Annotated in this window: 19 protein-coding genes; all 19 read right to left on the bottom strand. The window is 62.6% G+C overall.

Annotated features, from left to right (window positions below; translation table 11 throughout):
• Positions 1–160: 160 nt before the first annotated feature.
• The gene (locus OPV09_RS00575) at positions 161–508 is read right to left on the bottom strand and encodes an STAS domain-containing protein (protein ID WP_034753819.1); all 348 of its coding nucleotides are present in this window, start codon (positions 506–508) and stop codon (positions 161–163) included.
• A gap of 52 nt (positions 509–560) precedes the next feature.
• The gene (locus tag OPV09_RS00580) at positions 561–1,196 is read right to left on the bottom strand and encodes an MlaC/ttg2D family ABC transporter substrate-binding protein (protein WP_034753816.1); all 636 of its coding nucleotides are present in this window, start codon (positions 1,194–1,196) and stop codon (positions 561–563) included.
• Between the two features lie 71 nt (positions 1,197–1,267).
• Complete coding sequence (locus tag OPV09_RS00585) at positions 1,268–2,149, bottom strand: VacJ family lipoprotein (RefSeq protein WP_338680151.1); 882 nt, start codon at positions 2,147–2,149, stop codon at positions 1,268–1,270.
• Positions 2,146–2,616: an outer membrane lipid asymmetry maintenance protein MlaD gene (gene mlaD / locus OPV09_RS00590; protein ID WP_034753810.1), complete on the bottom strand. Its 471-nt coding sequence runs from the start codon at positions 2,614–2,616 to the stop codon at positions 2,146–2,148. Before mlaD ends, OPV09_RS00585 begins: the two co-directional genes overlap by 4 nt.
• 80 nt (positions 2,617–2,696) lie before the next feature.
• Entirely contained in the window at positions 2,697–3,479 is a 783-nt protein-coding gene (gene mlaE, locus OPV09_RS00595; protein ID WP_034753807.1) for a lipid asymmetry maintenance ABC transporter permease subunit MlaE, read from the bottom strand.
• Entirely contained in the window at positions 3,476–4,285 is an 810-nt protein-coding gene (locus OPV09_RS00600) for an ABC transporter ATP-binding protein (protein ID WP_034753922.1), read from the bottom strand. The genes mlaE and OPV09_RS00600 overlap by 4 nt, the downstream gene beginning before the upstream one ends.
• Before the next feature lie 259 nt (positions 4,286–4,544).
• A complete protein-coding gene (locus OPV09_RS00605; RefSeq protein WP_072457449.1) occupies positions 4,545–6,008 on the bottom strand; it encodes a glutamate synthase subunit beta in 1,464 nt (487 codons plus the stop codon).
• Positions 6,009–6,087: 79 nt separating this feature from the next.
• Positions 6,088–10,788, bottom strand: a complete 4,701-nt coding sequence (locus OPV09_RS00610) for a glutamate synthase-related protein (RefSeq protein ID WP_338680153.1) — start codon at positions 10,786–10,788, stop codon at positions 6,088–6,090.
• Positions 10,789–10,982: 194 nt separating this feature from the next.
• Positions 10,983–11,690 (bottom strand): transposase, encoded by a 708-nt coding sequence (locus tag OPV09_RS00615; protein WP_070303721.1) that lies wholly within the window; start codon positions 11,688–11,690, stop codon positions 10,983–10,985.
• Positions 11,691–11,844: 154 nt separating this feature from the next.
• Positions 11,845–12,525, bottom strand: coding sequence for a response regulator transcription factor (locus OPV09_RS00620; RefSeq protein ID WP_034753797.1), 681 nt, complete (start codon positions 12,523–12,525; stop codon positions 11,845–11,847).
• 136 nt (positions 12,526–12,661) lie between these two features.
• A complete protein-coding gene (locus OPV09_RS00625; protein ID WP_338680154.1) occupies positions 12,662–13,789 on the bottom strand; it encodes a PAS domain-containing sensor histidine kinase in 1,128 nt (375 codons plus the stop codon).
• Between the two features lie 49 nt (positions 13,790–13,838).
• On the bottom strand, positions 13,839–16,943 hold the full coding sequence (locus tag OPV09_RS00630) for a DEAD/DEAH box helicase (protein ID WP_070303719.1): 3,105 nt from the start codon (positions 16,941–16,943) through the stop codon (positions 13,839–13,841).
• Positions 16,944–17,150: 207 nt separating this feature from the next.
• Positions 17,151–17,642, bottom strand: a complete 492-nt coding sequence (locus tag OPV09_RS00635; protein WP_052755691.1) for a YbjN domain-containing protein — start codon at positions 17,640–17,642, stop codon at positions 17,151–17,153.
• Between the two features lie 24 nt (positions 17,643–17,666).
• Complete coding sequence (locus OPV09_RS00640) at positions 17,667–18,341, bottom strand: hypothetical protein (RefSeq protein WP_338680155.1); 675 nt, start codon at positions 18,339–18,341, stop codon at positions 17,667–17,669.
• Positions 18,342–18,350: 9 nt separating this feature from the next.
• Entirely contained in the window at positions 18,351–20,087 is a 1,737-nt protein-coding gene (locus OPV09_RS00645) for a putative porin (RefSeq protein WP_338680156.1), read from the bottom strand.
• Positions 20,088–20,123: 36 nt separating this feature from the next.
• Positions 20,124–20,840, bottom strand: a complete 717-nt coding sequence (locus OPV09_RS00650) for an energy transducer TonB family protein (protein WP_235194266.1) — start codon at positions 20,838–20,840, stop codon at positions 20,124–20,126.
• Positions 20,841–20,850: 10 nt separating this feature from the next.
• Positions 20,851–21,261: an ExbD/TolR family protein gene (locus tag OPV09_RS00655; protein WP_034753784.1), complete on the bottom strand. Its 411-nt coding sequence runs from the start codon at positions 21,259–21,261 to the stop codon at positions 20,851–20,853.
• A gap of 13 nt (positions 21,262–21,274) precedes the next feature.
• Entirely contained in the window at positions 21,275–23,056 is a 1,782-nt protein-coding gene (locus OPV09_RS00660) for a DUF2341 domain-containing protein (RefSeq protein ID WP_338680157.1), read from the bottom strand.
• 56 nt (positions 23,057–23,112) lie between these two features.
• On the bottom strand, positions 23,113–24,750 hold the full coding sequence (locus OPV09_RS00665; RefSeq protein WP_081368398.1) for a ShlB/FhaC/HecB family hemolysin secretion/activation protein: 1,638 nt from the start codon (positions 24,748–24,750) through the stop codon (positions 23,113–23,115).
• Between the last annotated feature and the right edge of the window lie 17 nt (positions 24,751–24,767).

A 24,767-nucleotide genomic window follows, 5' to 3' on the forward strand; every position in this document is an offset into this window, starting at 1 on the left:
CATCGAGGCCGGCAGGCCGGTGCAGGGCGCCACCTTCAGGCGAGGACGGCGCAACAGTCAATTATAGTTGGAAAATTCGTGGAACACTTGGAGATCAATCCGGCGGCGCTGCTGGCCTGCCGGCTTGAAAGCTACTGCTGATGCGGGGAGTGGGACAGGATCAATGATGATGCAGATCGGACGGGCTGCGTTCGGCGTGGCCGCCGGCGCTGGCGCAGTCGTCGGCCGTCAGCGTGCTCGAGACGAGCGAGCAGACGCCATACAGCTTGGTGAGGTTTTTCAGGTTGTTCGGCAGGTTTTTCAGCTCCAGCACGGCGCCGGCATCCTGCGCGGCGCGCTGCCACGTCAGCATGACGGAAACGGCGGCCGAATCGACAGCCTTGACGTTGCGCAAGTCGAACTTCGTCTGACCCGAGCGGATGGCGTCCAGACCCTGCTCCAATGCCGAAGTGGCATTGTGCACGGTCAGGGAAGTCAGGGACTGCAAGGTGTCGAGAGAGTCGGGCATGGCGTCGGGCTGCGCTGGTCTGGAGCTGGGTCAGGAGCTATATGATAGCCGATTATTTGGCTTTGGCAGCGGGACGGCTGGCCAGAGCCTTGTTTTTTGCCTGCAAGGTCTTGATCAGGCCATCGATGCCGCCCTTGCTGATCTCGCTGGCGAAGCTGCTTTTGTACGTTTCCACCAGCCACGCGCCCAGCACGTTGATGTCATAGATCTTCCAGCCGGACGGGGTTTTCGCCACGCGGTAGTTCAGGGGCACGGGTTCGCCGCGCGCCACGTTCACTTGCGAACGTACTTCCACTTCCGTGTCGGCCGGGTCGGCGCGCAGCGGCTTGAATTCCACGGTTTCGTTCTTGATCTGCGACAGGGCGCCCGAGTACGTGTAGATCAGCAAGGTGCGGAATTCCGCAGCCAGCTGCTTTTGCTGGTCGGGCGTGGCATCGCGCCAGTGGCGGCCGGCGGCCAGCGACGTCATGCGCTGGAAATCCACGTACGGCAGGATCTTGCTTTCCACCAATTCGGTGACGCGCTTGATATCGCCAGCCTGGATGGCCTTGTCGGCCTTGGCCGTGTCGATCACGTCCTGGCTGATGCGTTTGACGAGGACGTCCGGCGCTTCGACAGCGGGGGCGGCCTGGGCGGCGGTGGCAAAGGCGATGGTGGCCATCGCCAGCAGTTGTTTCATCAATTTCATGGTTTTACCTTTCATGGTGTTGCTATGCACCGGCTGGCGTTGATCGCAGCCGTGGTGTTCTTGCGTCCAGTTTACTCCTGCGGCCTGGCCTGGGAAGCAACGGTATTGCTACCAGATGTTACGAGGTCCGCTGGCGCCACATCGGCGGTGGCCGTGACCGCAGGCGCATCATTGGCAGGCTGCGGTTTTGCCTCGTACTCCGGCTCGTAATCGCTGGTGTCGTTTTTTGGCACTTTGCGGTCGCGGCGGTCCGTATCGCCATCGAAAACCTTGCTTTCGCGCGCCTGCAGGAAGCCGTCGCGGATGAACTCATAACGGTCCAGCGCGGCCGCTTCCATCAGGTTGGTCGCGTCGAGCAGCGCGGCGCGCTTGTCAACCACGCGCGTCACCGTGCCGATATTGCGCACATACGCCGGATCCTTGTAGCGCCATGGGTCGCCCGCGATATCGAGCGGCAGGGCCGCCGTGTCGCGCACGGTCGATGGGCCCAGCAGCGGCAGCATCACGTACGGACCGGACTGGACGCCATACCAGCCCAGGGTCTGGCCAAAGTCTTCGTTATGCTTGGGAATGCCGGCCTGCGAGGCGATGTCGATCAGACCGAAGATACCGAAAGTCGAGTTCATGCTGACGCGCACGACGTCTTGCAAGCCCGCTTCGCCCTTGCCTTGCAGCAAGTTGTTCATGGCGCTCCACACATCGGACAAGTTGCCGAAGAAGTTGCCCACGCCCGTTTGCACGAACGATGGCGTGACCTTCTTGTAGGCCGTGGCGACCGGCTTCAAGGCCACCTGGTCAACCGTGTCGTTGAACTTGAACATGGCGCGGTTGTACCCTTCCAGCGGGTCGCGCGGATTGGTGCCGGTGGCGCAAGCGCTCACGCTGGCGGCGATGGCCAGGGCCAGGCCGATACGCGCCAGGCTGCCTTGGGATTGTTTGGTCGACTCGCTCATTTGCTGTCCTTTCCTTCCGCTGCCTTGCTGTAGATGAACTGATTGATCAGGTCTTCCAGCACTGTGGCCGATTGAGTACGGGCGATCTTGTCGCCCTCCGCCAGGTTCGCCAGATCGCCGCCTGCTTCCAGGCCGATATATTGCTCACCCAGCAAACCGGCCGTCAAAATCTTGGCCGAGCTGTCTTTCGGAAATTTGTAGCCATCTTCGATGTCGAGTTTCACCAGCGCCTGGTAGGTCTTGTCGTCAAAGACGATTTCCGAGACCCGGCCCACCACTACGCCAGCGCCCTTGACGGGCGCCTGCGGCTTGAGGCCGCCAATATTGTCGAACTTGGCACTAATGGTATACGTCTTGCTGAAAGACAGCGAGCTCATATTGCCGGCCTTGAGCGCCAGAAACATCAATGCCGCCACACCCAGCAAGACGAACAAGCCGACCCAGACATCCAAAGATTTACGTTGCATAAACAATCCTAAATAATTTTTACTTGCCGCCACCTGCGCAGAACACTGCCCAGGCCGATAATTTTGTCGCCTATCGGCAATTACTTGCTAAACATCAAAGCCGTCATCATGAAATCGAGCCACCACACCATCAACGACGAAATGACCACCGTGCGCGTGGTGGCGCCGGACACGTCTTCCGGCGTCGGCTGTGCCTGGTACCCCTGGAACAGCGCAATGAACGTCACCGCGATGCCGAACACCAGGCTCTTGATGGTGCCATTGCCCACTTCTTTCCAGACATCCACGCCGCCTTGCATCTGCGACCAGAACGAGCCTTCATCGACGCCGATCAGCACCACGCCGACCAGGTAGCTGCCGATGATGCCGACGGCCGTGAAGATGGCGCCCAGGATCGGCATGGCGATCACGCCGGCCCAGAAACGGGGCGCCAGCACGCGCTGGATCGGGTTCACGGCCATCATTTCCATGGCCGACAATTGCTCGCCCGCCTTCATCAGGCCGATTTCCGCCGTCAGCGACGTGCCGGCGCGGCCCGCGAACAGCAGCGCTGTCACGACGGGGCCCAGTTCACGCGTCAGTGACAGCGCCACCAGCAAGCCCAGCGACTGCTCGGCGCCATACGTGGTCAGGGTGTAATACCCTTGCAAGCCCAGTACCATGCCGACAAACAGGCCGGAGACGGCGGTAATCACCAGCGAGCGGTTACCGATAAAAAACAGTTGCTCAATCACCAGGCGCGGACGGCGCCACAGGCCGCCCGACGAGGCGATGATGATAAAAAACGAACGCACGGCAAAGCCGAGGTCTTGTACCGAACGACGCAACCACGCTCCGATCGCCGCCAGGAAACGCGCGATCATCGGCCGCCCCCCGCCTGCAGACCCAGGTCGTCGGCCAGCGACTTGCCCGGATAATGGAACGGGACGGGGCCATCGGCCTCGGCATTGACGAACTGCTTGACGTAGGGATGCGTCGACACAGCCATCTCGGCCGGCGTGCCGTGCGCCACGATCTTGCCCGATGACAGAAAATAGACGTAATCAGCGATGGCGAAACACTCCTTCACATCGTGCGATACCAGGATAGACGTGGAGCCCAGCGCATCGTTCAGATTGCGGATCAAATTGGCCGTCACGCCCATGGAAATCGGGTCCAGGCCCGCGAACGGCTCGTCATACATGATCAGTTCGGGGTCGAGCGCGATGGCGCGTGCCAGCGCGACGCGGCGGCCCATGCCGCCCGAGATCTCGGCCGGCTTCAATTGCGCCGCATTGCGCAGTCCCACGGCGTGCAGCTTCATCAGCACCAGAGTGCGGATCAGCTCTTCATTCAAGTCCGTGTGTTCGCGCAGCGGGAACGCCACATTCTCGAACGCCGTCAAGTCGGTAAACAGCGCGCCGTGCTGGAACAGCATGCCCATCTTGCGGCGCAGCTGGTATAACTCGTCGGTGCCCAGCGTATGCACGATCTGGCCGTCCACATTCACGGAACCGGAACTGGGGCGCAACTGCCCGCCGATCAGACGCAGTACGGTCGTCTTGCCACTGCCGGAGCCACCCATGACGGCCACAACTTTTCCACGTGGGAAATCCATTTGAAGGCCCGATAAAATCGAACGTTCTCCATAGGCAAAGTGTAAATCACGGATCTCAACAAGATTTGGCACGACGAAGCTCACTATTTTAATGGCGTATTGTAGTGCAGAAACGCCAACCTCTGCTGAGACACCCCTGCTTACAGCCCGGGACAGGGGAAGAATACAACACTAATGAATCGAAAGTCAGATATTGTAGTGGAAATTCAGCCGCCACATCGCGTCCCTGCCCGATGACGTTCACGCCTGTTGACTTGACCAGTAAAAATAACAAAAGCCACGTCGCGATCCGCGCCGTGGCCCTGGCAAAAAACGAACAATTGCTCGTTTTTTAGCGCGGCAGCAGCGATGCCCCCATCAGGAACTCATCGACGGCGCGCGCGCACTGGCGCCCTTCCCGGATGGCCCACACCACCAGCGACTGGCCGCGGCGCATGTCGCCGGCCGCAAAGACTTTCGGCACCGAGGTCTGGTAGCAGCCGGCGCCATCCGTTGTCGCCTTGACATTGCCGCGCGCATCCGTATCGACGCCGAACGCTTCCAGCACTTGTTGTACTGGTGAAACAAAACCCATGGCCAGGAAGACCAGGTCGGCCTTCATCTCGAATTCCGAGTTCGGCACTTCGCTCATCTTGCCGTCTTTCCACTCGACTCGGCAGGCGATCAGCTTTTCCACCTTGCCGCCCTTGCCTTCGAAACGCTTGGTGGCCACGGCCCAGTCGCGCTCGCAGCCTTCCTCGTGCGAGGACGAGGTACGCAGCTTGGTCGGCCAGTACGGCCAGACGAGCGGCTTGTTTTCCTGTTCCGGCGGCTGCGGCATCAGTTCGAACTGGGCCACCGAGGCGGCGCCATGGCGGTTCGACGTGCCGACGCAGTCGGAACCCGTGTCGCCACCGCCGATCACCACCACGTGCTTGCCCGTGGCCTTGATCTGGTCCTTGAGCTTGTCGCCCGCGTTGACCTTGTTTTGCAGCGGCAGGAAATCCATGGCGAAATGCACGCCTTTCAGTTCGCGGCCCGGTACGGGCAAGTCGCGCGGCTGCTCGGCGCCGCCGGCCATGATGACGGCGTCAAATTCTTTTTCCAGGTCTTCGGGGAAAATGGTTTCCTTGGCCCAGTTATTCACGTGGGCAGGGAAATCCTTGCCCACCAGCACACTGGTACGGAAGACGACACCTTCGGCTTCCATCTGTTTCACGCGCAAGTCGATGTGCGATTTTTCCATCTTGAAGTCGGGGATGCCGTAACGCAGCAAGCCACCGACCCGGTCGCTCTTTTCAAACACGGTGACGGCGTGGCCGGCGCGCGCCAGCTGCTGCGCCGCCGCCAGGCCGGCAGGACCGGAACCGACGATGGCTACTTTCTTGCCCGTGCTGAATCCCGCCGGCTGCGGCGTAACCCAGCCGTGCTCCCAGCCCATGTCGATGATTTTATGCTCGATCGACTTGATGCCGACCGGGTCTTCGTGGATGCCCAGGGTACAGGCCGATTCGCACGGCGCCGGGCAGATGCGGCCCGTAAATTCCGGGAAGTTATTCGTCGAATGCAAGACGTCGAGCGCTTCGCGGTAGTTACCGCGGTACACCAGGTCATTCCAGTCGGGAATGATGTTGTTCACGGGACAACCCGTGGTGCAGAACGGGATGCCGCAATCCATGCAGCGCGCGCCTTGCACGGTCGCTTGCGCATCCGACAGGTGCAAGACGAATTCCTTGTAGTTCTTCAGGCGCGCGGCAGGCTCCAGATAGTGTTCGTCCTGGCGCTTGAATTCCATGAAGCCGGTAATTTTACCCACGATAGTTCCTTTGTATTTGGCTGGCGGGGAGCGGCCGGGCCGCTCCCTGGTCATTCATTTGGCAATGAGCTTGGCTGGCTCAGGCGGCGACGGCTTGGACTTCCATGGCGGCGTCGGCTGCCATTTCAATCAGCGCGCGCTTGTATTCGTTCGGGAAGACTTTCACGAACTTGCCGCGCGCCGCGGCCCAGTCGTCGAGCAAGACGCGGGCGCGGGTGCTGCCCGTGTGCTTGAAGTGACGCTCGATCAGGCGCTTGAGGATGACCTCGTCCGCTTCCGGCACGCCATCGCGGTGCTGCGTATGCCAGGCATCGCGGTCGACATGCTGTTCCGCTGCCGACACGACCTTGTCCAGGCTGACCATGGCCGTGTTGCACTTGCTGGCAAAGTCGCCGGCCGGGTCATACACATAGGCGATGCCGCCCGACATGCCGGCCGCGAAGTTGCGTCCCGTGTTGCCCAGCACCACCACCGTGCCGCCCGTCATGTATTCGCAGCCATGGTCGCCCAGGCCCTCGACCACCGTGGTGGCGCCCGAGTTGCGCACGGCAAAGCGTTCGCCTGCCACGCCATTGAAGAACGCTTCGCCGGCGATGGCGCCGTACAGCACCGTGTTGCCGATGATGATGTTGTCCACGGCCCAGCCGCGGAACTCGGTATTGGGCCGCACGATGATGCGTCCGCCCGACAAGCCTTTACCGACGTAATCGTTGCCTTCACCCACCAGGTCGATGGTGATGCCGTGCGCCAGGAAGGCGCAGGCCGACTGGCCCGCCGTGCCTTGCAGCTGGATGTGGATGGTGTCATCTGGCAAGCCGGCATGGCCATATTTCTTCGCCACTTCGCCGGACAGCATGGTGCCCACCGTGCGGTTCAGGTTGCGTACGGGCGAGATGAACGAGACGCGCTCGCCCTTTTCCAGCGCCGCGCGCGCTTGCGCGATCAGCTTGTGGTCGAGCGCCTTTTCCAGCGCATGGTCCTGGAACTCCACATGGCGGCAAGCTTGGCCATCTGGCGTTTCCGGCTTGTGGAAGATGGCCGAGAAGTCCAGGCCCTGCGCCTTCCAGTGCGAAATCGCCTTCGATTTGTCGAGCAAGTCGACACGGCCGATCAGTTCGTCATACGTGCGGATGCCCAGCTGTGCCATCAATTGACGGGCTTCTTCGGCAACGAAGAAGAAGTAATTGACGACATACTCGGGCTTGCCCGAGAACTTGGCGCGCAGCACCGGATCTTGCGTGGCCACGCCCACCGGGCAGGTGTTCAAGTGGCATTTGCGCATCATGATGCAGCCTTCGACCACCAGCGGCGCCGTGGCGAAACCGATCTCGTCGGCGCCCAGCAGGGCGGCGATGACCACGTCGCGGCCCGTCTTCATCTGGCCGTCGGCCTGCACGCGGATGCGGCTGCGCAAGCCGTTCAACACCAGCGTTTGTTGCGTTTCAGCCAGACCCAGCTCCCATGGCGTGCCCGCATGTTTCACGGACGACAGTGGCGACGCGCCCGTGCCGCCGTCATGGCCGGCAACGACCACGTGGTCGGCTTTCGCCTTGGTGACGCCGGCGGCGACCGTGCCGATACCCACTTCCGACACCAGCTTCACGGAAATCGACGCGCGCGGGTTGGCATTCTTCAAGTCATGGATCAGCTGTGCCAGATCTTCGATCGAATAGATGTCATGGTGCGGCGGCGGCGAAATCAAGCCTACGCCCGGCACGGAAAAGCGCAGGCTGGCGATGTATTCCGACACTTTATGCCCTGGCAACTGGCCACCTTCGCCCGGCTTCGCGCCCTGCGCCATCTTGATCTGGATCTGGTCGGCCGAGTTCAGGTAGGCGGCCGTGACGCCGAAACGTCCGGACGCCACCTGCTTGATGCGCGAACGCATGGAATCGCCTTCCTGCAGCGGAATGTCGACGACGATCTGCTCGGCGCCCACGATGGACGCCATGGTGTCGCCCTGGCGGATCGGGATGCCCTTCAATTCCTGCGTGTAGCGGTTCGGATCTTCGCCGCCCTCGCCCGTGTTCGACTTGCCGCCGATACGGTTCATGGCGACCGCAAGCGTTGCGTGCGCTTCCGTGCTGATCGAACCGAGCGACATGGCGCCCGTGGCAAAACGCTTGACGATTTCCTTGGCCGGTTCCACTTCATCGAGCGGGATGGCCTTGGTCGGGTCGAGCTTGAACTCGAACAGGCCGCGCAGGGTCAGATGGCGACGGCTCTGGTCGTTGATGATTTGCGCGTACTCTTTATAGCTGGAGAAATTGTTGCTACGCGTGGAATGCTGCAGCTTGGCAATCGCGTCCGGCGTCCACATATGGTCTTCGCCGCGCACGCGGAACGCATACTCGCCGCCCGCGTCGAGCTTGTCCACCAGCACGGGATCGTTGCCGAAGGCCAGCGCGTGCAGACGCAGCGCTTCTTCCGCCACTTCAAACACGCCGATGCCTTCCACGTTCGAGGCCGTGCCCTTGAAGTATTTGTCCACCAGCGATTTGTTCAAGCCGATGGCTTCGAAGATTTGCGCGCCGCAGTAGGACATGTAGGTCGAAATACCCATCTTCGACATGACCTTCATTAAGCCCTTGCCGACAGCCTTGGTGTAGTTATAGATGGCTTTGTCGCCCGACAAATCGCCCGGCAAGCCATGCGCCATATCGGCCAGGGTTTCCATGGCCAGGTACGGGTGGACGGCTTCCGCGCCATAGCCAGCGAGCAAGGCGAAGTGGTGGGTTTCTCGGGCCGAGCCCGTTTCTACGACGAGGCCGGTGGAGGCGCGCAAGCCCTTGCTCACCAGGTGCTGGTGCACGGTGGACGTGGCCAAGAGCGCAGGGATCGCCACCTGGTCGGCGCAAATGGCGCGGTCCGAGACGATCAGGATGTTATGGCCGGATTTCACGGCATCGACGGCTTCCGCGCACAGCGAGGCCAGGCAGGCTTCCACGCCTTCCTTGCCCCAAGCCAGCGGGTAGCAGATATCGAGTTCATACGACTTGAACTTGCCGCCCGTGTGGGCGCTGATGTTGCGCAGACGGGCCATGTCGTCAAAGCCCAGCACGGGCTGCGCCACTTCCAGGCGCATCGGCGGGTTGACGTTGTTCGTATCGAGCAAGTTCGGTTTCGGGCCGATGAAGGACACGAGCGACATCACCATCGCTTCGCGGATCGGGTCGATCGGCGGATTCGTCACTTGCGCGAACAGCTGCTTGAAGTAGTTATACAAAGGCTTCAGTTTGTTCGACATGACGGCCAGCGGCGAGTCATTGCCCATCGAGCCCGTCGCCTCTTCGCCGGCCACGGCCATCGGCGCCATGAGGAATTTCAAATCTTCCTGCGTATAGCCGAACGCCTGCTGGCGGTCGAGCAAGGACGGCTGGGCTTTTTCGCCCTGCGCGCGGTCCTGTTTCGCTTGGCCTTCGGCCAGCTTGATCTCGTCGAGCTTGATGCGCACCGAGTTGATCCACGCTTTATACGGCTTGGCGTTGGCGTAGGTGTTTTTCAATTCCTGGTCGTCGATGATGCGGCCCGCTTCCAGGTCGATCAGGAACATTTTGCCAGGCTGCAAGCGCCATTTCTGGATGATTTTCGACTCGGGAATCGGCAGCACGCCCGATTCCGACGCCATCACCACGAGGTCGTCATCCGTGACGATGTAGCGGGCTGGACGCAAGCCGTTGCGGTCCAGGGTGCCGCCGATGTGGCGGCCGTCCGTAAACGCCATGGCGGCCGGGCCGTCCCACGGTTCCATCATGGCGGCGTGGTATTCATAGAAGGCGCGGCGGTTGTCATCCATCGTCGTGTGGTTTTCCCACGCTTCCGGAATCATCATCATCATCGCCTGGGCGATCGGATAGCCGGCCATCAGCAGCAATTCGAGCGCATTGTCGAAACACGCCGTGTCGGACTGGCCTTCATAGATCAGGGGGAACAGCTTTTGCAGGTCGTCGCCCAGCACGGCCGACTTCATCACGCCTTCGCGCGCGCGCATCCAGTTGAAGTTGCCTTTGACGGTGTTGATCTCGCCATTGTGCGCGATCAAGCGGTACGGGTGGGCCAGCGGCCATTCCGGGAAGGTATTCGTCGAGAAACGCTGGTGCACGAGGGCCAGGGCCGAGATGCAGCGCGCATCCTGCAAGTCCTTGTAGTACACGCCCACCTGGTCGGCCAGCAGCAAGCCTTTATAGACGATGGTGCGCGCCGACATCGACGGCACGAAGAATTCCTTGCCGTGCAGCAGTTTCAAGGCCTGGATGGCGTGGCCCGACGATTTGCGGATCACATACAGTTTGCGCTCGAGCGCGTCGGTGACCATGATGTCCGGGCCGCGGCCGATGAAGATCTGGCGGATGACGGGTTCCTTGGCGCGCACGGTAGGCGACATCGGCATGTCCGTATCGATGGGCACGTTACGCCAGCCCAGTACGACTTGTCCCTCGATGCGCACGGCGCGTTCGATTTCCTGTTCGCAAGCGATGCGCGATGCGTGTTCCTTCGGCAGGAAAACCATGCCCACGCCGTATTCGCCAGGCGGCGGCAATTCCACGCCCTGCTTGGCCATTTCTTCGCGGTAGTACTGGTCGGGAATCTGGATCAGGATGCCGGCGCCATCGCCCATCAGCGCATCGGCGCCCACGGCGCCCCGGTGATCGAGGTTTTTCAGTATCAGCAAACCCTGTTCGACGATCGAATGGGTCTTGTTGCCCTTGATATGGGCGACGAAACCGACGCCGCAGGCATCGTGTTCATTGGCTGGGTCGTACAGGCCTTGCGCTTTCATGGGCTTCTCCGCTGCATATGACTATCGAAAAACTAGAGTAGTGCAACGCAACAAAAAACTCAACCAGAACAATTAGGGTCGGAGTCGAATTAAATCTGATTCTGTCGCCCTGAAAATTTAATAGGGACATAGTCGAGGCGATTTCAATAAAACGTCAGAAAGGAGTCATTTTTTGTTTTAAATGCGAATGGTTTTCAATTGGCGTCCGCTTCGGCCACGATTTTTCGGGGACGGCCGCGCTTGGCAGGCAGCACTTGCCGCTGCATTTTCTGCTCCAGCGCGTGCTTGAAAGCGTCGGAACCCAGCGGCCAGCCCTTCAATACAGCCTGTTCCAGGGTTTTGACCTGGCTGCTACCCAGGCCTTGCTCGAACAAGCGCAGATACGCCGCCTCGCGGTCGAACGGCGTGTTGCCCAGCGCCCAGTACAGCGCGTGGTCGGTGATGACGGGATCGGGCCGCACGCCGGCATGGTGGGCATAGCTCGACCACGCATGGTCGAGGGCATGTGCCACCAGCCCCGTTTGCACGGGCACGCATTCGAGGTAGCGGCAGCAAGTGAGGAAGAAATTGTCGGGATCGATGACGGAAGTTTTGTAGCGTCCCTGCCACAATGCCCCTACACGGCCGTATTTTTGGTTGAAATAGGGCACGTAATAGCGTCCCAGCCACTGCATCAGCTGCCCCAGACCCGTCGCATCGCTGGGCGTGGCCAGTAAATGTAGCTGATCAGGCAATAAAACGTAGGCGTGGATGGCCACCTTGAACATTTTCGCGCCTGTTTTCAGCCAGGAGAGGAATTGCGCGTAATCTGCCGCGTCCTCGAACACGGGCTGGCGGTTGCTGCCGCGCTGGATCACGTAATGGGGCAGTGCTGGAATGATAAGGCGGGGCAAACGGGCCATGGCAAGAGTCGGTAAAGATAGGCTAAGGCCTTGATTTTACACACTTGTACGCACAAGACGTGACTCTGACCCTGTTTTATTTGACATGCTGAAAAAAACGGATGACTCTGTCCCTTTTATGCCGCCACCTCGTGCGGGCGGCTGGCATCGGGTATCAGGACAGATTAAAACTGGCCGACAGGCTGTAGCCCTCGCCATACGCGCTGCGCAGCGGCAAGTCCTGGCCCAGACCTGTCTTGGCTTTCTTGCGCAGGCGGTACACGAGCATGTCGACCCGGCGGCCCGCGTCGGGATCTTCGCCGCCCATGCCGGCCACGATGACATCGCGCGGCACGGGGCGGGTATTGATGGTCAACAGGTGCAGGAAGTTGAATTCCTTTTCCGTCAGGGCGATGACGGCCCCCATCAGTTCCAGTTGGCGAGCGCTTACTTTCAAGGTCCACTTGCCCGGCTCGGGCACGGGGTCTTGCGGGCCGACGCGGCGGTCGAGCGCTTCGATGTGGGCGGCCAGTTCGGGGAATTTGATCGGCTTGGTCAGATAGTGGTCGGCACCCAGGCGCAAGCCCAGAATGCGGCTGTCGAAGGCGACGCGCCCCGTCAGCACCAGCACGCCGATTTGCGGATACAGCTGGCGCATGCGGGGGATGACGTTGAAGCCATCCTCATCGGGCAAGCCCAGGTCCAGCACGACCACTCCAACATTGCCATGGCTCAACGCCGTCCACATCCCGCCAGCAGAGCTGGTGATATGAACTTCGTGTTCGAGCTCAACGAGAAACTCCGCCATGTCCTCGGCGTAGTCCAGATTGTCTTCGACGATCAGTATTTTCGTCATTGCAACGCCATTCTTCCGTTAGTGAGCTACCGTGGGCAAACCATGCCATTCACTTCTACACCATGATGGACGGCACAATAGGTTTACGTCAAGGAATTATCACGGTTGCCTTCAGCGGAAGCAACTTTTTTCTAGTCTAGCCAGGAAGCGGCAGCCAAATCCGGAAAAGTGCCCCGCCTTCGGGCAGATTATGCCCCTGCAAACTCCCGCCATGCACGTCGACGACGGCGCGCGCCATGTACAGGCCCAGGCCCGCGCCGGGATGCGTGGCCTCGATTCCTCGGAAACCTTTTTCGAACAGCCGGGCCAGTTCTTCTTCCCGCAAGCCAGGCCCCGCATCACGCACGCACAGCGCCACACCGCCTTCGGGCACCAGCCTGGCCGACACAGTGATGGCGCTGCCCGGCGGGCTGAACTTGACGGCGTTATCTAACAAGATTTTCAGGCACAGGGCCATGCCGGGCACGTCGCAGCGCAGCCGGGCCGGCAAGTCTTCGTCGAGTTCCAGCTGCACCGGGTGGCTGGCAGGCACGGTGGCGGCCGCCTGCTGCAGCAAGGCCAGCGGCGCGATGCCGTCGGCGGCCCGCTCGCGGCCGATGGCCGCCATGCGTTCGGGCGACAGATAGTCGTCGATCATGGCCAGCAGGCGGTCGACGGCCGTCTGGATTTTTACGTAGCGCTTGCGCGTGGCCTCGTCGGCATCTTTCGATGTCGAGACGAGGCGCTGGATGGCGCCGTCGATGGTGGCCAGCGGCGTACGGAATTCATGCGACAGCATCGAGGCGAAGCGCTTTTGCTCCTTTTCCCGTTCCGCTTCCTGCGCCTGGAGCTCGCTGACGTCGCGCACCGTGCCCGCCAAGGTCACGCCCTTCCCTGCCGCTGCGGGCACGATGGTCGAACTGATTTCCAGCGCCAGCAGGTGGCCGTCCGCGTGCGGCAATTCCACTTCGCGCAGCAGGGTCAAACGGCTGGTGTCGCCATCGCGCCAGCGCTGCAGACGGGCCGGCACATCGGCCGCCAAACGCGCCGCATGCTCGCGCAAGGCAGGCATGTCATGGCCCGTCAGGCGCTGCGCGGCGGGGCTGATGTAGAGCAATTCCAGGGTAGTGGCGTCGAGCAGGAAGGCCGCGTCGCGCCCGTGCTCGGCCAGCAGGCGGAACTGCGCTTCGCCCGCCCGCGCGCGCAGCAGGGCGCGGCGCAACTGGACGAAACGCAGCGCCATGAGGATGGCGCCGGCAAGCAGCAGTAAGAAAATGGGCAGCATGCGTTATACCTGGCAAGAAAGAATCGCCAAGTATAAGCGTGCGGCAGCGTTAATCTTCCAGCGGGGCAAAAATCTGCTGCAAGTCTTCCTGCGTGAGGGCCATCTTCTGCGATTCGCCTTCGGCCAGGATCGATTGCGCCAGTTCCGATTTCTTTTGCTGCAGCAGCTGGATTTTCTCTTCCAGCGTGCCCTTCGCGATCAGCTTGTAGACGAACACGGGCTTGTCCTGGCCGATGCGCCAGGCGCGGTCCGTGGCCTGGTTTTCCGCCGCCGGGTTCCACCACGGGTCGTAGTGGATCACCGTGTCGGCCGCCGTCAGGTTCAAGCCCACGCCGCCCGCTTTCAGGCTGATCAGGAAAATCGGCACGGCGCCCTGCTGGAAGGCCGCCACTTGCGCGCCCCGGTCCTTTGTCTCGCCCGTCAGCAAGGCGTACGGGATGTCGCGCGATTCGAGCTCTTCCTCGATCAATTCCAGCATGCTGGTAAATTGCGAGAACACGAGGATCTTGCGCCCTTCGTCGAGCAAGTCTTCCACCATCTGCATCAGGTCGAGCAGCTTGGCCGAGCCGGCCGACTGCTTCTTCGCCGGCAAGGATTTCACGAGACGCGGATCGCAGCAGACTTGCCGCAACTTCAGCAGCGCTTCGAGGATGACGATCTGGCTGCGCGCCACGCCCTTCTTGTCGATTTCTTCGCGCACCTTTTGATCCATCGCCAGACGCACGGTTTCATACAGGTCGCGCTGCGGCCCCGTCAATTCCACCTTGCGCACCATTTCCGTTTTCGGCGGCAGTTCCTTGGCCACATTGTCCTTCGTGCGGCGCAGCAGGAAAGGCTTGATGCGGCGGTTCAGCAGCATGCGGCGCAGCGGATCGTCCTGGCGCTCGATCGGATGGCGGAACTGGGTGTTGAAGGTCTTCTCGTCGCCGAGCAAGCCCGGCAACAGGAAGTGGAATTGCGACCACAGTTCGCCCAGATGGTTTTCCAGCGGCGTGCCGGACAAACACAGGCGGTGGCGCGCGCGCAGCAGGCCCGCGCTTTGCGCCGCCTTGCTGCGCGTATTCTTGATGTAATGTGATTCGTCGAGGATGACCAGATGGAAATCGTGCTCGCGCAAAGTTTCCTCATCGCGCGGCAGCAAGGCGTAGGTCGTCAGCACCAGGTCGCATTGATCGATCTGGTCGAATTGCTGGGCGCGGTCCTTGCCTTGCAGCAGCAGCACTTTCAGCGAAGGCGCGAACTTGGCCGCCTCGTCCTGCCAGTTGCCCATCAAACTCGTCGGTGCAATCACCAGGGCCGGATGCGTGAGACGGCCCGCTTCCTTTTCCACCAGGATATGCGCCAGGGTTTGCACGGTTTTACCTAAGCCCATGTCATCGGCCAGGATGCCCGCCAGGTCATGGTCGCGCAGGAATTGCATCCATGCCAGGCCATCGGCCTGGTAGTCGCGCAAGGTCGCCTGCAGGCCGGCTGGTGCCGCCACTTTTTGCACGGAACCGAACTGGCTCAGCTTGCGGCCCATGGCGCGCAGCTGCTCGCCGCCCGTCCATTGCATCTCCAGGCCCCGTGCCAGCTCTTCCAGGCGCGCCGCGTCCAAGGTCGACATGCGCACGGCATGTTTGATCTTGTCGCTGAAATACAGTTCGCCCAAGGTGTTCAAGATGGGGCGCACGCGGCCCCACGGCAGGGCCACGCGCGTGCCGTCCGGCAAGGTTGCCAGCATCTGGTCATCGTCCGCGTGCGCTTCGATGACTTTCGGATTGAAATCGTTGGGCGCGTTGCGGATCAGCTGTACCAGCACGGGCAAGAGCGGCACTCGTTCGTGATTGACGACGATGCCCAGTTCCAGCTCGAACCAGGCGTTGCCGCTGTCCGGGTCCTGGTCGTCGATTTCCGCATACCAGTCGCCCACGTCGCTCACGTCGTAGCGGTACTTGGCCGTCTTTTCCACGATCCAGCCCTGCTCCAGCAAGGCGTCGATGCCGGACTCGGCAAAACGCAGCCATTCCGCCTGGGAAGGCAGCTGCAAGGCGCCCTTCAAGCCGCTCAAGGGGGCCGAGCCCGGCTTCTTGAATTGCAGCTCGGCCAGGGTGGCCAGCGCGCGCGCTTCGTCGACCGTGTTTCTCTGGATGATTTCCGTCACGTCGCCCACTTGCCGCACCACGCGCTGCGACGGATCGAACGAGACGCGCTCGCCATCGTAGTCGTAGGACAGCACGGCGAAGTCGCTCCAGCGCTGGATGCTGCCATCGGCCAGCATGGCGCTATCGAGCAGCAAGACCGGTTGCGCCGGCACGTCCTTGCGCAAGCGCTGCGGCAACGGCTGCGGCAGCGGCATCAAATGCTGCAAGCCTTGCGCCAGCAGCAGTTGCGACACGCGCACCTTGTCGTTCGCGTTCAACGGCGGCGCCTGCGCCACCAGCGCCTGCAAGTCGGCCAGGGAAATGTCGGAGCCGCCCTGGTTCAGTTCCAGCACGCCGCACGACAGATTGTCGATGTACCACGGGGGATCGGTGGGCAGCATGTAGTCGATCTGGTCGGCGCCATGGTGCTTCGCGCCTTCCGGCGGGTCCACTTGCCAGCCCAGGCGCATGGTCTTGCCCTCGTCGCGCCAGAACAGGCGCGCGGGACGCACGGGACCTTCCTTCAACGGGTACACGAGGCCATTGCCGACATCGGCCCAGGAATTGGCCCACAACAATTTATCCTGTTCGGCCAGCATTTTCAGCAGGGCCGCGCCCACCTTGCCCTTCGGCTCCGTGGCGCTGCCCGTCTGCGAATTCTGTCCGCTGCGCATGGCCACGAAGAAACGCACGAGGTCTTCGTCGGCCGGCGTCAAAAACGTGGGGGGCGCCGACAGCAGCGAGAAGATTTCGCTGATGGGCGACGCCGCCGCCACGTCGCCGTTCGGCCGCAGCCGCGCCTTGTACAGGCACAGGGCCACGTGGCGGCCGCCGCTGGTGGGCGCCAGCACGTAGATCAATCGGTGCTGGTTGAGTTTGGGATCAGGCTCGGCAATCGTCAGCACGGCCTTCGGATGGGCGGCAGCCTCCACCCGCTGCAGCCAGGTGGCGACGGCATACGGCAAAGGCGCTCCCGGCGCGCTGGCCGGGGCAACTGGGGTTTCACTGGTTTCGTCGCGGGTAAAATCCATGGGGCGCATTTTTGTGTAAAGGTCGTATCCAAATCGGCAACAGGCAATATTATCCGCCATACAGCCGTTGCTGGCTTGATTCACACACGCTCTTTGAGCAGTTTTAATGCGCGATGCCTAAAAAATAAGTATTTAATACGACACTTGAGACCCGCAGATGGCAAAAATGGCCCGTCGCGGGCCACTTTTCCTCCACTGGACGGCTTATCAGGCCGGCACAGTTTCTTCTTCTGCCACGCTGGCGGCCTCGACTACCGGTGCGGTGCTCGTATCGGCCGGCGTAAAGTTGCGCAAAAACAAGAAGAACTGGCCCATCATCTGCGTCCACAGTTGCAGATTGATATTCAGGTACTCCGTGCTGACGCCGCCGGCGACCAGCACATCCATCTCCAGCACGACGAAATCGCCATGCTGGGCCACGCGGGCAAAACGCTTGCTGCGGTGCCATTCGGCCAGCAAGCCGGCCGGCAAGTCGCCGCCTTGCACGCGCAGCGGGCAGCTCAGGGTCAGATCCGCGTACTGGCCAGGCGCGGCTTCATTGCCCCACAGCACCTGAAAGCCGATGCCATGGCTGGCGCTGTGCAGGCGCACGACGCCGTCGTGTTCGATACTGGTCACGGCGCAGCCGGCCGCCTTGATGGCCTCGGCCGTTTGTTCCGCATTCAGGGTAGTCAGCAAGTTCGTATTCGTGTTTTCCATCGTCATTCCATTCATTTCAAAAAATTATTGGGGGGCTGGCGTTTCTGTTTGGCGTGCATCAAAGCGGCCTTGGTACAGCTGGTCGCCATACTGCTGCGCGATTTGCTCGAGTTTCACCCTGCTCTGCGCGGCGAACGGCTGGCGCGCCTTCATGACGTCCAGCACGCCGAGACCTTCATACGCTTGCAGGATGTCCTGCCCAGCCGCATACAGCTGGGCATTCTTGCTTTCGCAGCGCGCCAGGGCACCGCGCTGGGCCGTCACTTCGCCGTCGAGACGCGCGCGCTCCGCTTCCAGCCGCTTGCCCGTGGCAGTCAATTGCTCGCTGGCCTGGCGGTACTGCGCCAGGCTGGCGGCCGCCTCTTGCGCGGCGGCCGTGCTGCGCTGTTGCTGCTCGCCCAGTTTTTCCCGCTGCGCGCGCTCTTGCGCCAGTTGCGACTGGCTGCGCGCCAGCTCCTTTTTCAAGCCATCGCTGGCGGGCGCGGCCGCAACGGGCGCCGCCTTCGCGGCAGGCACGCCCTTGGCTTTGAGTACTTCCAGCTCGCCGCGTGTCTGCTGCAATTGCGCCGTCACGTTGCGCAGTTCTGCGCGCAAGCGCTCTTCCATGCTTTGCCCCTTTTGCGCCTGCGCCTGGGCCGTGCTGGCGGCCAGCAAGCTCAGCAGCAATAAAGGCAGGCGCATTTTGTTGGATATCAACATCATGGCTCCTTAAAAACGCGCGTTCAATTCGATTTGCAAGGTGTCGATCGACAGTGCCGAACCGAACACTTCGCGGCTCGACGTCCAGCGGCCGTTCAGCCAGGTATTCTTGTCGAGCGCATACGCGCCGCCCAGGTAGTAGCCGCGCGCATTCGTGCCGCCCAGGTGGAAAGTCGAATCGTTGTAGGCGTCAGGCAAGGCATCGGGTTCGATGCGCTTGTAGCCAAGCAAGACGTTCCAGTCGCCGCGCGCGGCCGGGCTGGCCTTGCCCAGGGTCGCTTGCAGCATGTAGGCATTGCCGCCGCTCTTGAAATCGGCTTGCGAGACGCCGCCCGTGCCGCCGAAGTTGTTCATGATGCCGCCCTTGGCGCGCGCCCACATTTCGTTCTTGTCGTAAGCCATGTTGCGCACATAATCGCCTTCGATGCGCAAGTCCGTGCCGCCGGCCACCTTGCTATCCCAGCGCGCATTCAGGTTGGCCAGGCGGAATTTCGACGCCAAACCCACGAATTGCGGCTGCGGGGTATTGGCCGGGTCCAGCGGGTTCAAGGCGATATTGCGCAGCAGCATCAAGCTATTGCCTTTTTGCATGCTCGATGGGCGCGACCAGTCCGTGCTGCAGCCATCGGCGCCCGCGTACAGCGCGCACGGCTGCGAATATTCTCCACTGATGTTGCGGAAGTTGTAGTAGGCCAAGGCGCCACGCAGCTGATGGTCGCTATTGATCTTCCACGACGCGCCCACTTGCGCGCCCAGCAGCCATTTGTTTTCGCTGGCCATTTTTGCCTGGCTGCGGCTAGGCGCATTGTCGGACGAATACTCGAGCGGAATCAGGCCCAGGGTACCGAAGACGGTGACGTCCTTGCTCTCGCCGACCGGTTGCTGCACCTTGGCGGCGATACCGTCGAAATTGAGTTCGCTGGAAAACAGTTCGTCGCCAGACACGAATGGATTGTCGAAGCGGCCCGCCGTCAGTTTCAGCCAGGAAGCGGGCTGGTAGGACAACCAGGCCTGGTCCAGCCAGATGTTTTTCTTGCCCAGGCCGCCACCGAGGGTTTGCGTGGTGGACACGGGGCTGTCGTCGTTGCCGCTGGCCAGGCGGATGCCCGCTTGCGTGGTCTCGGAAATATCGGCCAGGATACCCAGGCGGGCACGCGCGCGCAGCAAGTGCTTGCGGTCTTCGCGTGTGTTCAGCAACGCCGGCAGGGCCAGGTTGGTGTTCGAATTGACGTCGTAGCCGCTGCCGCTGTTGAGCGAGCGCCAGTCGATCTCGATATTGCTGTTGGCCATGTCGTAATAGCGCGATTCGTAGCGCGCACGCACATCACCTTCCAGGCGGATGCGCTTGGTCCAGGCCGGCGTTTCATTCGGCGCCGCCCAGCCGCCCGCTTTTGCCTCGGCCATGACCTGGCCCTTGATTTCGTCACGGATCTGTTCGCGCACGGTTTGCGAAATATACGGCACGCGCACGTCGCCCGGCTGCACCTGCGCCAGGGCGGCCGGCGCGGCTGCCGGACGGGCCTGCGCTTGTGCCAGCGCTTCGCTCTGCGCCTGCGCCAGCAGCGCTTCGCCGGCATCCTTGTTCAGGGCGCCGCTCTGAATCAGGCCGCGGATCAGCTTGACCATGGTGCTGTCGGCCGGTGCCGTCTGAGCTTGTACCGCGCCTGCCGCCACACTCAGGGCAAGGGCAGCCAGCGCCAGCGGAAGGCGGCGCGCACGCTGTGGGGAAGAAAATAAGGAATTCATCGCTTCTTTCGGTAAATGAGGAATTAGTTCATGCGCTTACGGGCGCCGACCTTTAATGGAAACGCGGGCAGGGAACCGCAGGGATGCCGGTGGCCGTTCATCGGCACGGAAATCGCGCACCATGGCCAGCACTTGTTCATCCGTCTGCGCATTGCCCGTGCCCTGCACCAGCTGCACTTTCGTCGTCCTGCCTTCCGCATCGAGCCACAGGTCAACGCGGATATCGCTAAACGCCAGCTGGCGCGTGCGCGGATCGCGGGCAAAGGCGAGCTGCAGCGCGTTGGCCACATAGCGGCCATACGATCCCGCGCCGAGTCCGCCGCCACCACCGCCGCCCGTCATGCCGCCGCCGCGTCCGGCCTGGATGCCGAAGGCGTCGCTGCCGGCCTGCGCCGCACCGTCGATCGTGACGGGGTCGCCCTTGTCCGGCGACGGACTTTCCGGCGCGTCATCCATGGGCTTGTCGGCCGGCGTCGGTTCCGGCTCCGACACTTCCGGCACCACCTTGTCCGGTGTCGGTTCCGGCAGTTTTTCCGGTTCCGGCGGCGGTGGCGGCGGAGGGGGCAGCATCAGCATCGGCGGGGCCGCCACTTCGCGCTTGGTGGCGGCCGTGTCCGACAGCAAATACCAGACCAGCGCGGCCAGCGCAGCGGCCAGCAGCACGCCGCCGGCCACGCCGCCCCAGCGGCGCCACCACTGCGCCGCGCCCGACGATTCCGGCGCGGCCATCTTCATCATGTCGTCACGCTTCACCTTGCGCTCCTCATGCCGGCTTGCCGGTCACCAGGCCCACCTGGTTCAGGTCGATGCGGCGCAGCAAATCGAGCACTTCGACCACTTTCGCGTACTGCACGGCGGCATCTCCGCGCACGATCACGGGAAAGTCGGGCGTCAGGGCCTTTTCCGTGCGCAAGCGCTCTTCCAGCTCGGGCAGGGTGACGGGATAGGCGTCGAGAAAGACCTGGCCCGCGTTGTCGATGGTGATGGCCTTGGTCTTCGGTTTTTCCAGCGCCATGGCCGAACTGGCCTTGGGTAGGTCGACCTTGATGCCGGGAATGCTGGCGTTGCTGGTCAAGATGAAGATCACCAGCACCACCAGCAGCACGTCGACGAAGGGCGTGATGTTGATGCCGCCGCTACGCTTGCGGGGGGTAAACTTGGCGGAGGTGGCCATGGTTATGCGCCCCTCACGCCTGCTGCAGCACGGGACGCATCTGGCGTCCGTCGCCCTGCTCTTCAGCCAGGCGCGTGGCGAATTCATCGACGAAGACGGCCATGTCGGCAACGATGGCATCCGAACGCGAGGACAGCCAGTTGTAGCCGAACAGGGCGGGGATGGCCACGCCCAGGCCGGCTGCCGTACACAGCAGCGCGGCAGCCATGCCCGGCGCCACCGAGTTGATGTCCACGGCGCCGGCCATGGCCGCCACGACGAACACCAGCATGATGCCGATCACGGTGCCGAACAGACCGACGTACGGCGCACCTTCGATGGTGGTCGACAGCCAGATCATGCGTTTCGACATGCGTTCGCTTTCGCGCACCATCACGCCATCCATGGCGGCGCGGATGGCGCCGATGGTCGCGTTCGAGACGGCGTTCAGGTCGTAGCCGCGGTCGTGGCGGCGGCGCATCTCGTCGATGGCTACGTCATACAGACGCCACAGCGAGGAATCGGCCTTCACGGAAGCGCTGAGCTTGCCGTTGCGCGACAAGTGGTCGAGCGGCGCGCCGGCCGCTTCGTGGAACGACTGCATGAATTGCGCATTGGCGCGCGAGATGGCGCCATAGCTGCGGCCCTTGCCGATCATGATGATCCACGACAAGACCATCATCAGGCCCAGCACGCCGACGACGATCCAGGCGTCGAGCGGCATGGCGGCGATGATGAAACCGAAATGGCTTTTACCCGCTTGCTGTTCATCGGCGCCAAACACGGCCAGGCGCGATTCGGAACCTTGCGAGACGGCGTCGGCCAGCAGCAGGGCGTCGGGACGGGCCGTGCGCGACAGGCGCAGCTCGTCGATGGCGCCCGTGAAGTTGGCCAGGGTGGCGGTACCGGAAGCGACCGGCGGCGCATCGGCGCCCACCGAAGCGGCCGTCGTAAAGGCTGGCAGCGCGGTGGCCAGCGACACGGCCGGACGGCCGCCCACGTACAGGGCCACGTTGGCTTTGTCGGCCTTGACGGCCAGGTGCGACCATTGCGCGGCCTGGATCGGCTGGCCCGGCTTGCTGCGCTGGCCATTCACCTGCACGAAGGGCACGCCCTGGTCTATGCCGATCAGCAATTCATTGGCGCCATCGCGGCGCGCATACAGCACTTGCTGCGCGCCCAGGCTGTCGGGACGCACCCAGGCGGAAAACGTGAACGGCGCACCGGCGGCCAGCGCCAGCGATGGCGAGGCGGGCAGCATCAACGGCATGGAGCCCAGGCGGGCGCCGGCGCCGATGACGGAACCGTCCAGCGCCGGCACTGCCGTCTGCGCATGGTTGCCATAGGCGGTGCTGTCGCGCGAGGGCACGCCAGGCTCGGTGAAGTGGTACACGAGGCTGTAGTCGGGATCAAAAGTACGCTGGCCATTGCCGGAAGCGGGCGCCTTTGGATTGCCGTAGTACATCCACAGTTGCTGCGGCGTACCAGCCGTCAGGGCCGGCACGTCGACCCAGATCAGGGCGATGCCCAAGAGCGGATTGAATTGCTCGATCTGGTGGTTCAGCACCGTTTTATCGTCGCCCGCCACGAAGCGCAGGTCGGCGCCGTTGTCGCTGACGCCTTCGAAATTGAAGTTACCCGAATGCAAGCGCAGCAGCACTGGAATGCGGCCGGGATCGCCGCCCACGGCGCCCGCCTTCGGGCCGGCGTCGACGGTGACGGGTTTGCGGTAAGCCCAGTCGGGCTGCCACCAGGCATGCGCCAGGCCGGGAACAAGCGTGCCCAGGATCGTGAGCAGGAAAAAAAGACGTTGCATGACAGTGATTCTCCGAAGAAAAGTCTAAAAAAGTGCGGTGCTGGTGAGCTGGCCCGTCAGTAGCTGGCCGACAGGTTGAAATTGATGCGGCGCACGTGCTTGTGCGTGCGCGGGCCATCGCGCAGCGGGTAGGCGAAATCGATGCGGCCATTCAGGTAGCGCAGGAACTGGAAGCTGCTGCCCACGCCCACCGAAGCCAGGCCGAACAGGTCTTTCTGTTCCGGCAGCGGGTCGCGCAGACGCAGGCGCGCGCCATCGGCAAAGGCAAACAGACGCCAGTTTTCCAGGCGGCTGAAATACGTCAGCTGGGGCGTGCGCCATTCGACGGTGCCTGAAACACCGTAGTCGCCCGTCGCTTCGGCCGACAGGTAGCCGCGCACGGAATTGGCGCCGCCGGCGGCCATCTGCTCGCCAGACACGAGCGCCGCGTCAGCCAGCTGGCCCGCCAGCTTGCCGTACAGCTGCGCGCCGCTGCCCAGGGTGGTGGTGGCGTTGGCGTCGCCCTTCAGCACGAGAAAGCTGGGCGAAGCCTTGTAGCGTTTGTTGTCGTAGGCGGCGCTGTTGCTGCCATAGCCGAACGCGGCGCGCGTGCCGGCCACCAGCGACAGGCCCAGGCCATACGTCGCCGTCTCCGTCTGCGCAAAGCCGTTGTAGGCCACGCTGAGCGGCACGTATTTCAGAGGAACGCTGGAGCCGGCGCCATTCAGCTGCAACGCTTCCTGGTTATCCTTGAAATCGATGCCGCCGCTAAAGCTGTGCCACCAGATGCCGCTGTTGGGTACCGTGTAATTGAGTTTCATGCCCAGCGCATGGCCCTTGCCCAGCACGCTGGTGCCGCCCGTGCTGGCCACGTTGCTGTTCGACTGATAGCCGGTCGCTTCCACGCTCCAGCCCTGCGTGCCGATCGGCGCCACGTACGAGGCCGACCACACCTTGGTCTGGTTCAAGTCGCCCGGCGTGCCGAAAAAGCTGATGGTGGCGCTATGCCCCATCTGCCACAGGTTGTCGTGACCGAGCGAGATGCTGCTGCGTAGCTTCTTGGTATCGGCGCTGTAATCGTTGTTCAAGCCGACGCTGGCGCGCCACGGGCTGCTGTCTTCCACTTTCAAGTCCACGTCCATGGTGCCGGGCAGGCTGCCCTGCTTGACCAAGGGCATCACCTGACGCTTGGGACCCCGGTTCAGGGCCGTCAATTCCACTTGCGCCTGGGTAAAATCGGGCACCTTGCCTTCCGTCAGGGCCGGCACTTGCTGGCGCACGTCGAGCGGCGAGTTGTATTGCGCACCGACCACGCGCAAGCGCCCCACCTTTGTTTCGCTCACCTGCAGCACCACCACGCCCTGCTCCACCTGCTGCTCCGGCAAGTCCACGTAGACGGACTGGTAGCCGCGCGCTTGATATGCAGCAACGAGGGCGTCGCGCGCCCCTTCCACGTCCTTCAGGGTGCGGCCCGGCCCCAGGAAGGGCGTGACCGCTTCTTCGATGGCACGCGCGTCGAGCACGGTATTGCCGCGCACCAGGTATTCCTCGATCGTCACCTGCCGTTCCGGGGCGGCCACGGGGGCGGCGGCCGGCACAGCGTCCTGCGCGCGCGCCATGCCGGGCAGCGCCAGCATGGCCAGACACAGCATCGTCAAGGCGGTCGCGGGTGCCGCGGGTGCTGCCCCCTTGCCCTGTTTTTTCATTTCACGCATCTTCCATTCACCTTAAA

The organism is Janthinobacterium sp. TB1-E2, assembly GCF_036885605.1.
GTDB classification, from domain to species: domain Bacteria; phylum Pseudomonadota; class Gammaproteobacteria; order Burkholderiales; family Burkholderiaceae_D; genus Janthinobacterium; species Janthinobacterium aestuarii.

Excerpts from the sequence above, each read along its gene's own strand:
- mlaD (WP_034753810.1), bottom strand. The coding sequence starts at position 2,616 with ATGCAACGTAAATCTTTGGATGTCTGGGTCGGCTTGTTCGTCTTGCTG.
- OPV09_RS00585 (WP_338680151.1), bottom strand. The coding sequence starts at position 2,149 with ATGAGCGAGTCGACCAAACAATCCCAAGGCAGCCTGGCGCGTATCGGC.
- OPV09_RS00575 (WP_034753819.1), bottom strand. The coding sequence starts at position 508 with ATGCCCGACTCTCTCGACACCTTGCAGTCCCTGACTTCCCTGACCGTG.
- mlaE (WP_034753807.1), bottom strand. The coding sequence starts at position 3,479 with ATGATCGCGCGTTTCCTGGCGGCGATCGGAGCGTGGTTGCGTCGTTCG.
- OPV09_RS00640 (WP_338680155.1), bottom strand. The coding sequence starts at position 18,341 with ATGTTGATATCCAACAAAATGCGCCTGCCTTTATTGCTGCTGAGCTTG.
- OPV09_RS00625 (WP_338680154.1), bottom strand. The coding sequence starts at position 13,789 with ATGCTGCCCATTTTCTTACTGCTGCTTGCCGGCGCCATCCTCATGGCG.
- OPV09_RS00660 (WP_338680157.1), bottom strand. The coding sequence starts at position 23,056 with ATGCAACGTCTTTTTTTCCTGCTCACGATCCTGGGCACGCTTGTTCCC.
- OPV09_RS00635 (WP_052755691.1), bottom strand. The coding sequence starts at position 17,642 with ATGGAAAACACGAATACGAACTTGCTGACTACCCTGAATGCGGAACAA.
- OPV09_RS00615 (WP_070303721.1), bottom strand. The coding sequence starts at position 11,690 with ATGGCCCGTTTGCCCCGCCTTATCATTCCAGCACTGCCCCATTACGTG.
- OPV09_RS00580 (WP_034753816.1), bottom strand. The coding sequence starts at position 1,196 with ATGAAATTGATGAAACAACTGCTGGCGATGGCCACCATCGCCTTTGCC.
- OPV09_RS00665 (WP_081368398.1), bottom strand. The coding sequence starts at position 24,750 with ATGCGTGAAATGAAAAAACAGGGCAAGGGGGCAGCACCCGCGGCACCC.
- OPV09_RS00610 (WP_338680153.1), bottom strand. The coding sequence starts at position 10,788 with ATGAAAGCGCAAGGCCTGTACGACCCAGCCAATGAACACGATGCCTGC.
- OPV09_RS00630 (WP_070303719.1), bottom strand. The coding sequence starts at position 16,943 with ATGGATTTTACCCGCGACGAAACCAGTGAAACCCCAGTTGCCCCGGCC.
- OPV09_RS00620 (WP_034753797.1), bottom strand. The coding sequence starts at position 12,525 with ATGACGAAAATACTGATCGTCGAAGACAATCTGGACTACGCCGAGGAC.
- OPV09_RS00655 (WP_034753784.1), bottom strand. The coding sequence starts at position 21,261 with ATGGCCACCTCCGCCAAGTTTACCCCCCGCAAGCGTAGCGGCGGCATC.
- OPV09_RS00645 (WP_338680156.1), bottom strand. The coding sequence starts at position 20,087 with ATGAATTCCTTATTTTCTTCCCCACAGCGTGCGCGCCGCCTTCCGCTG.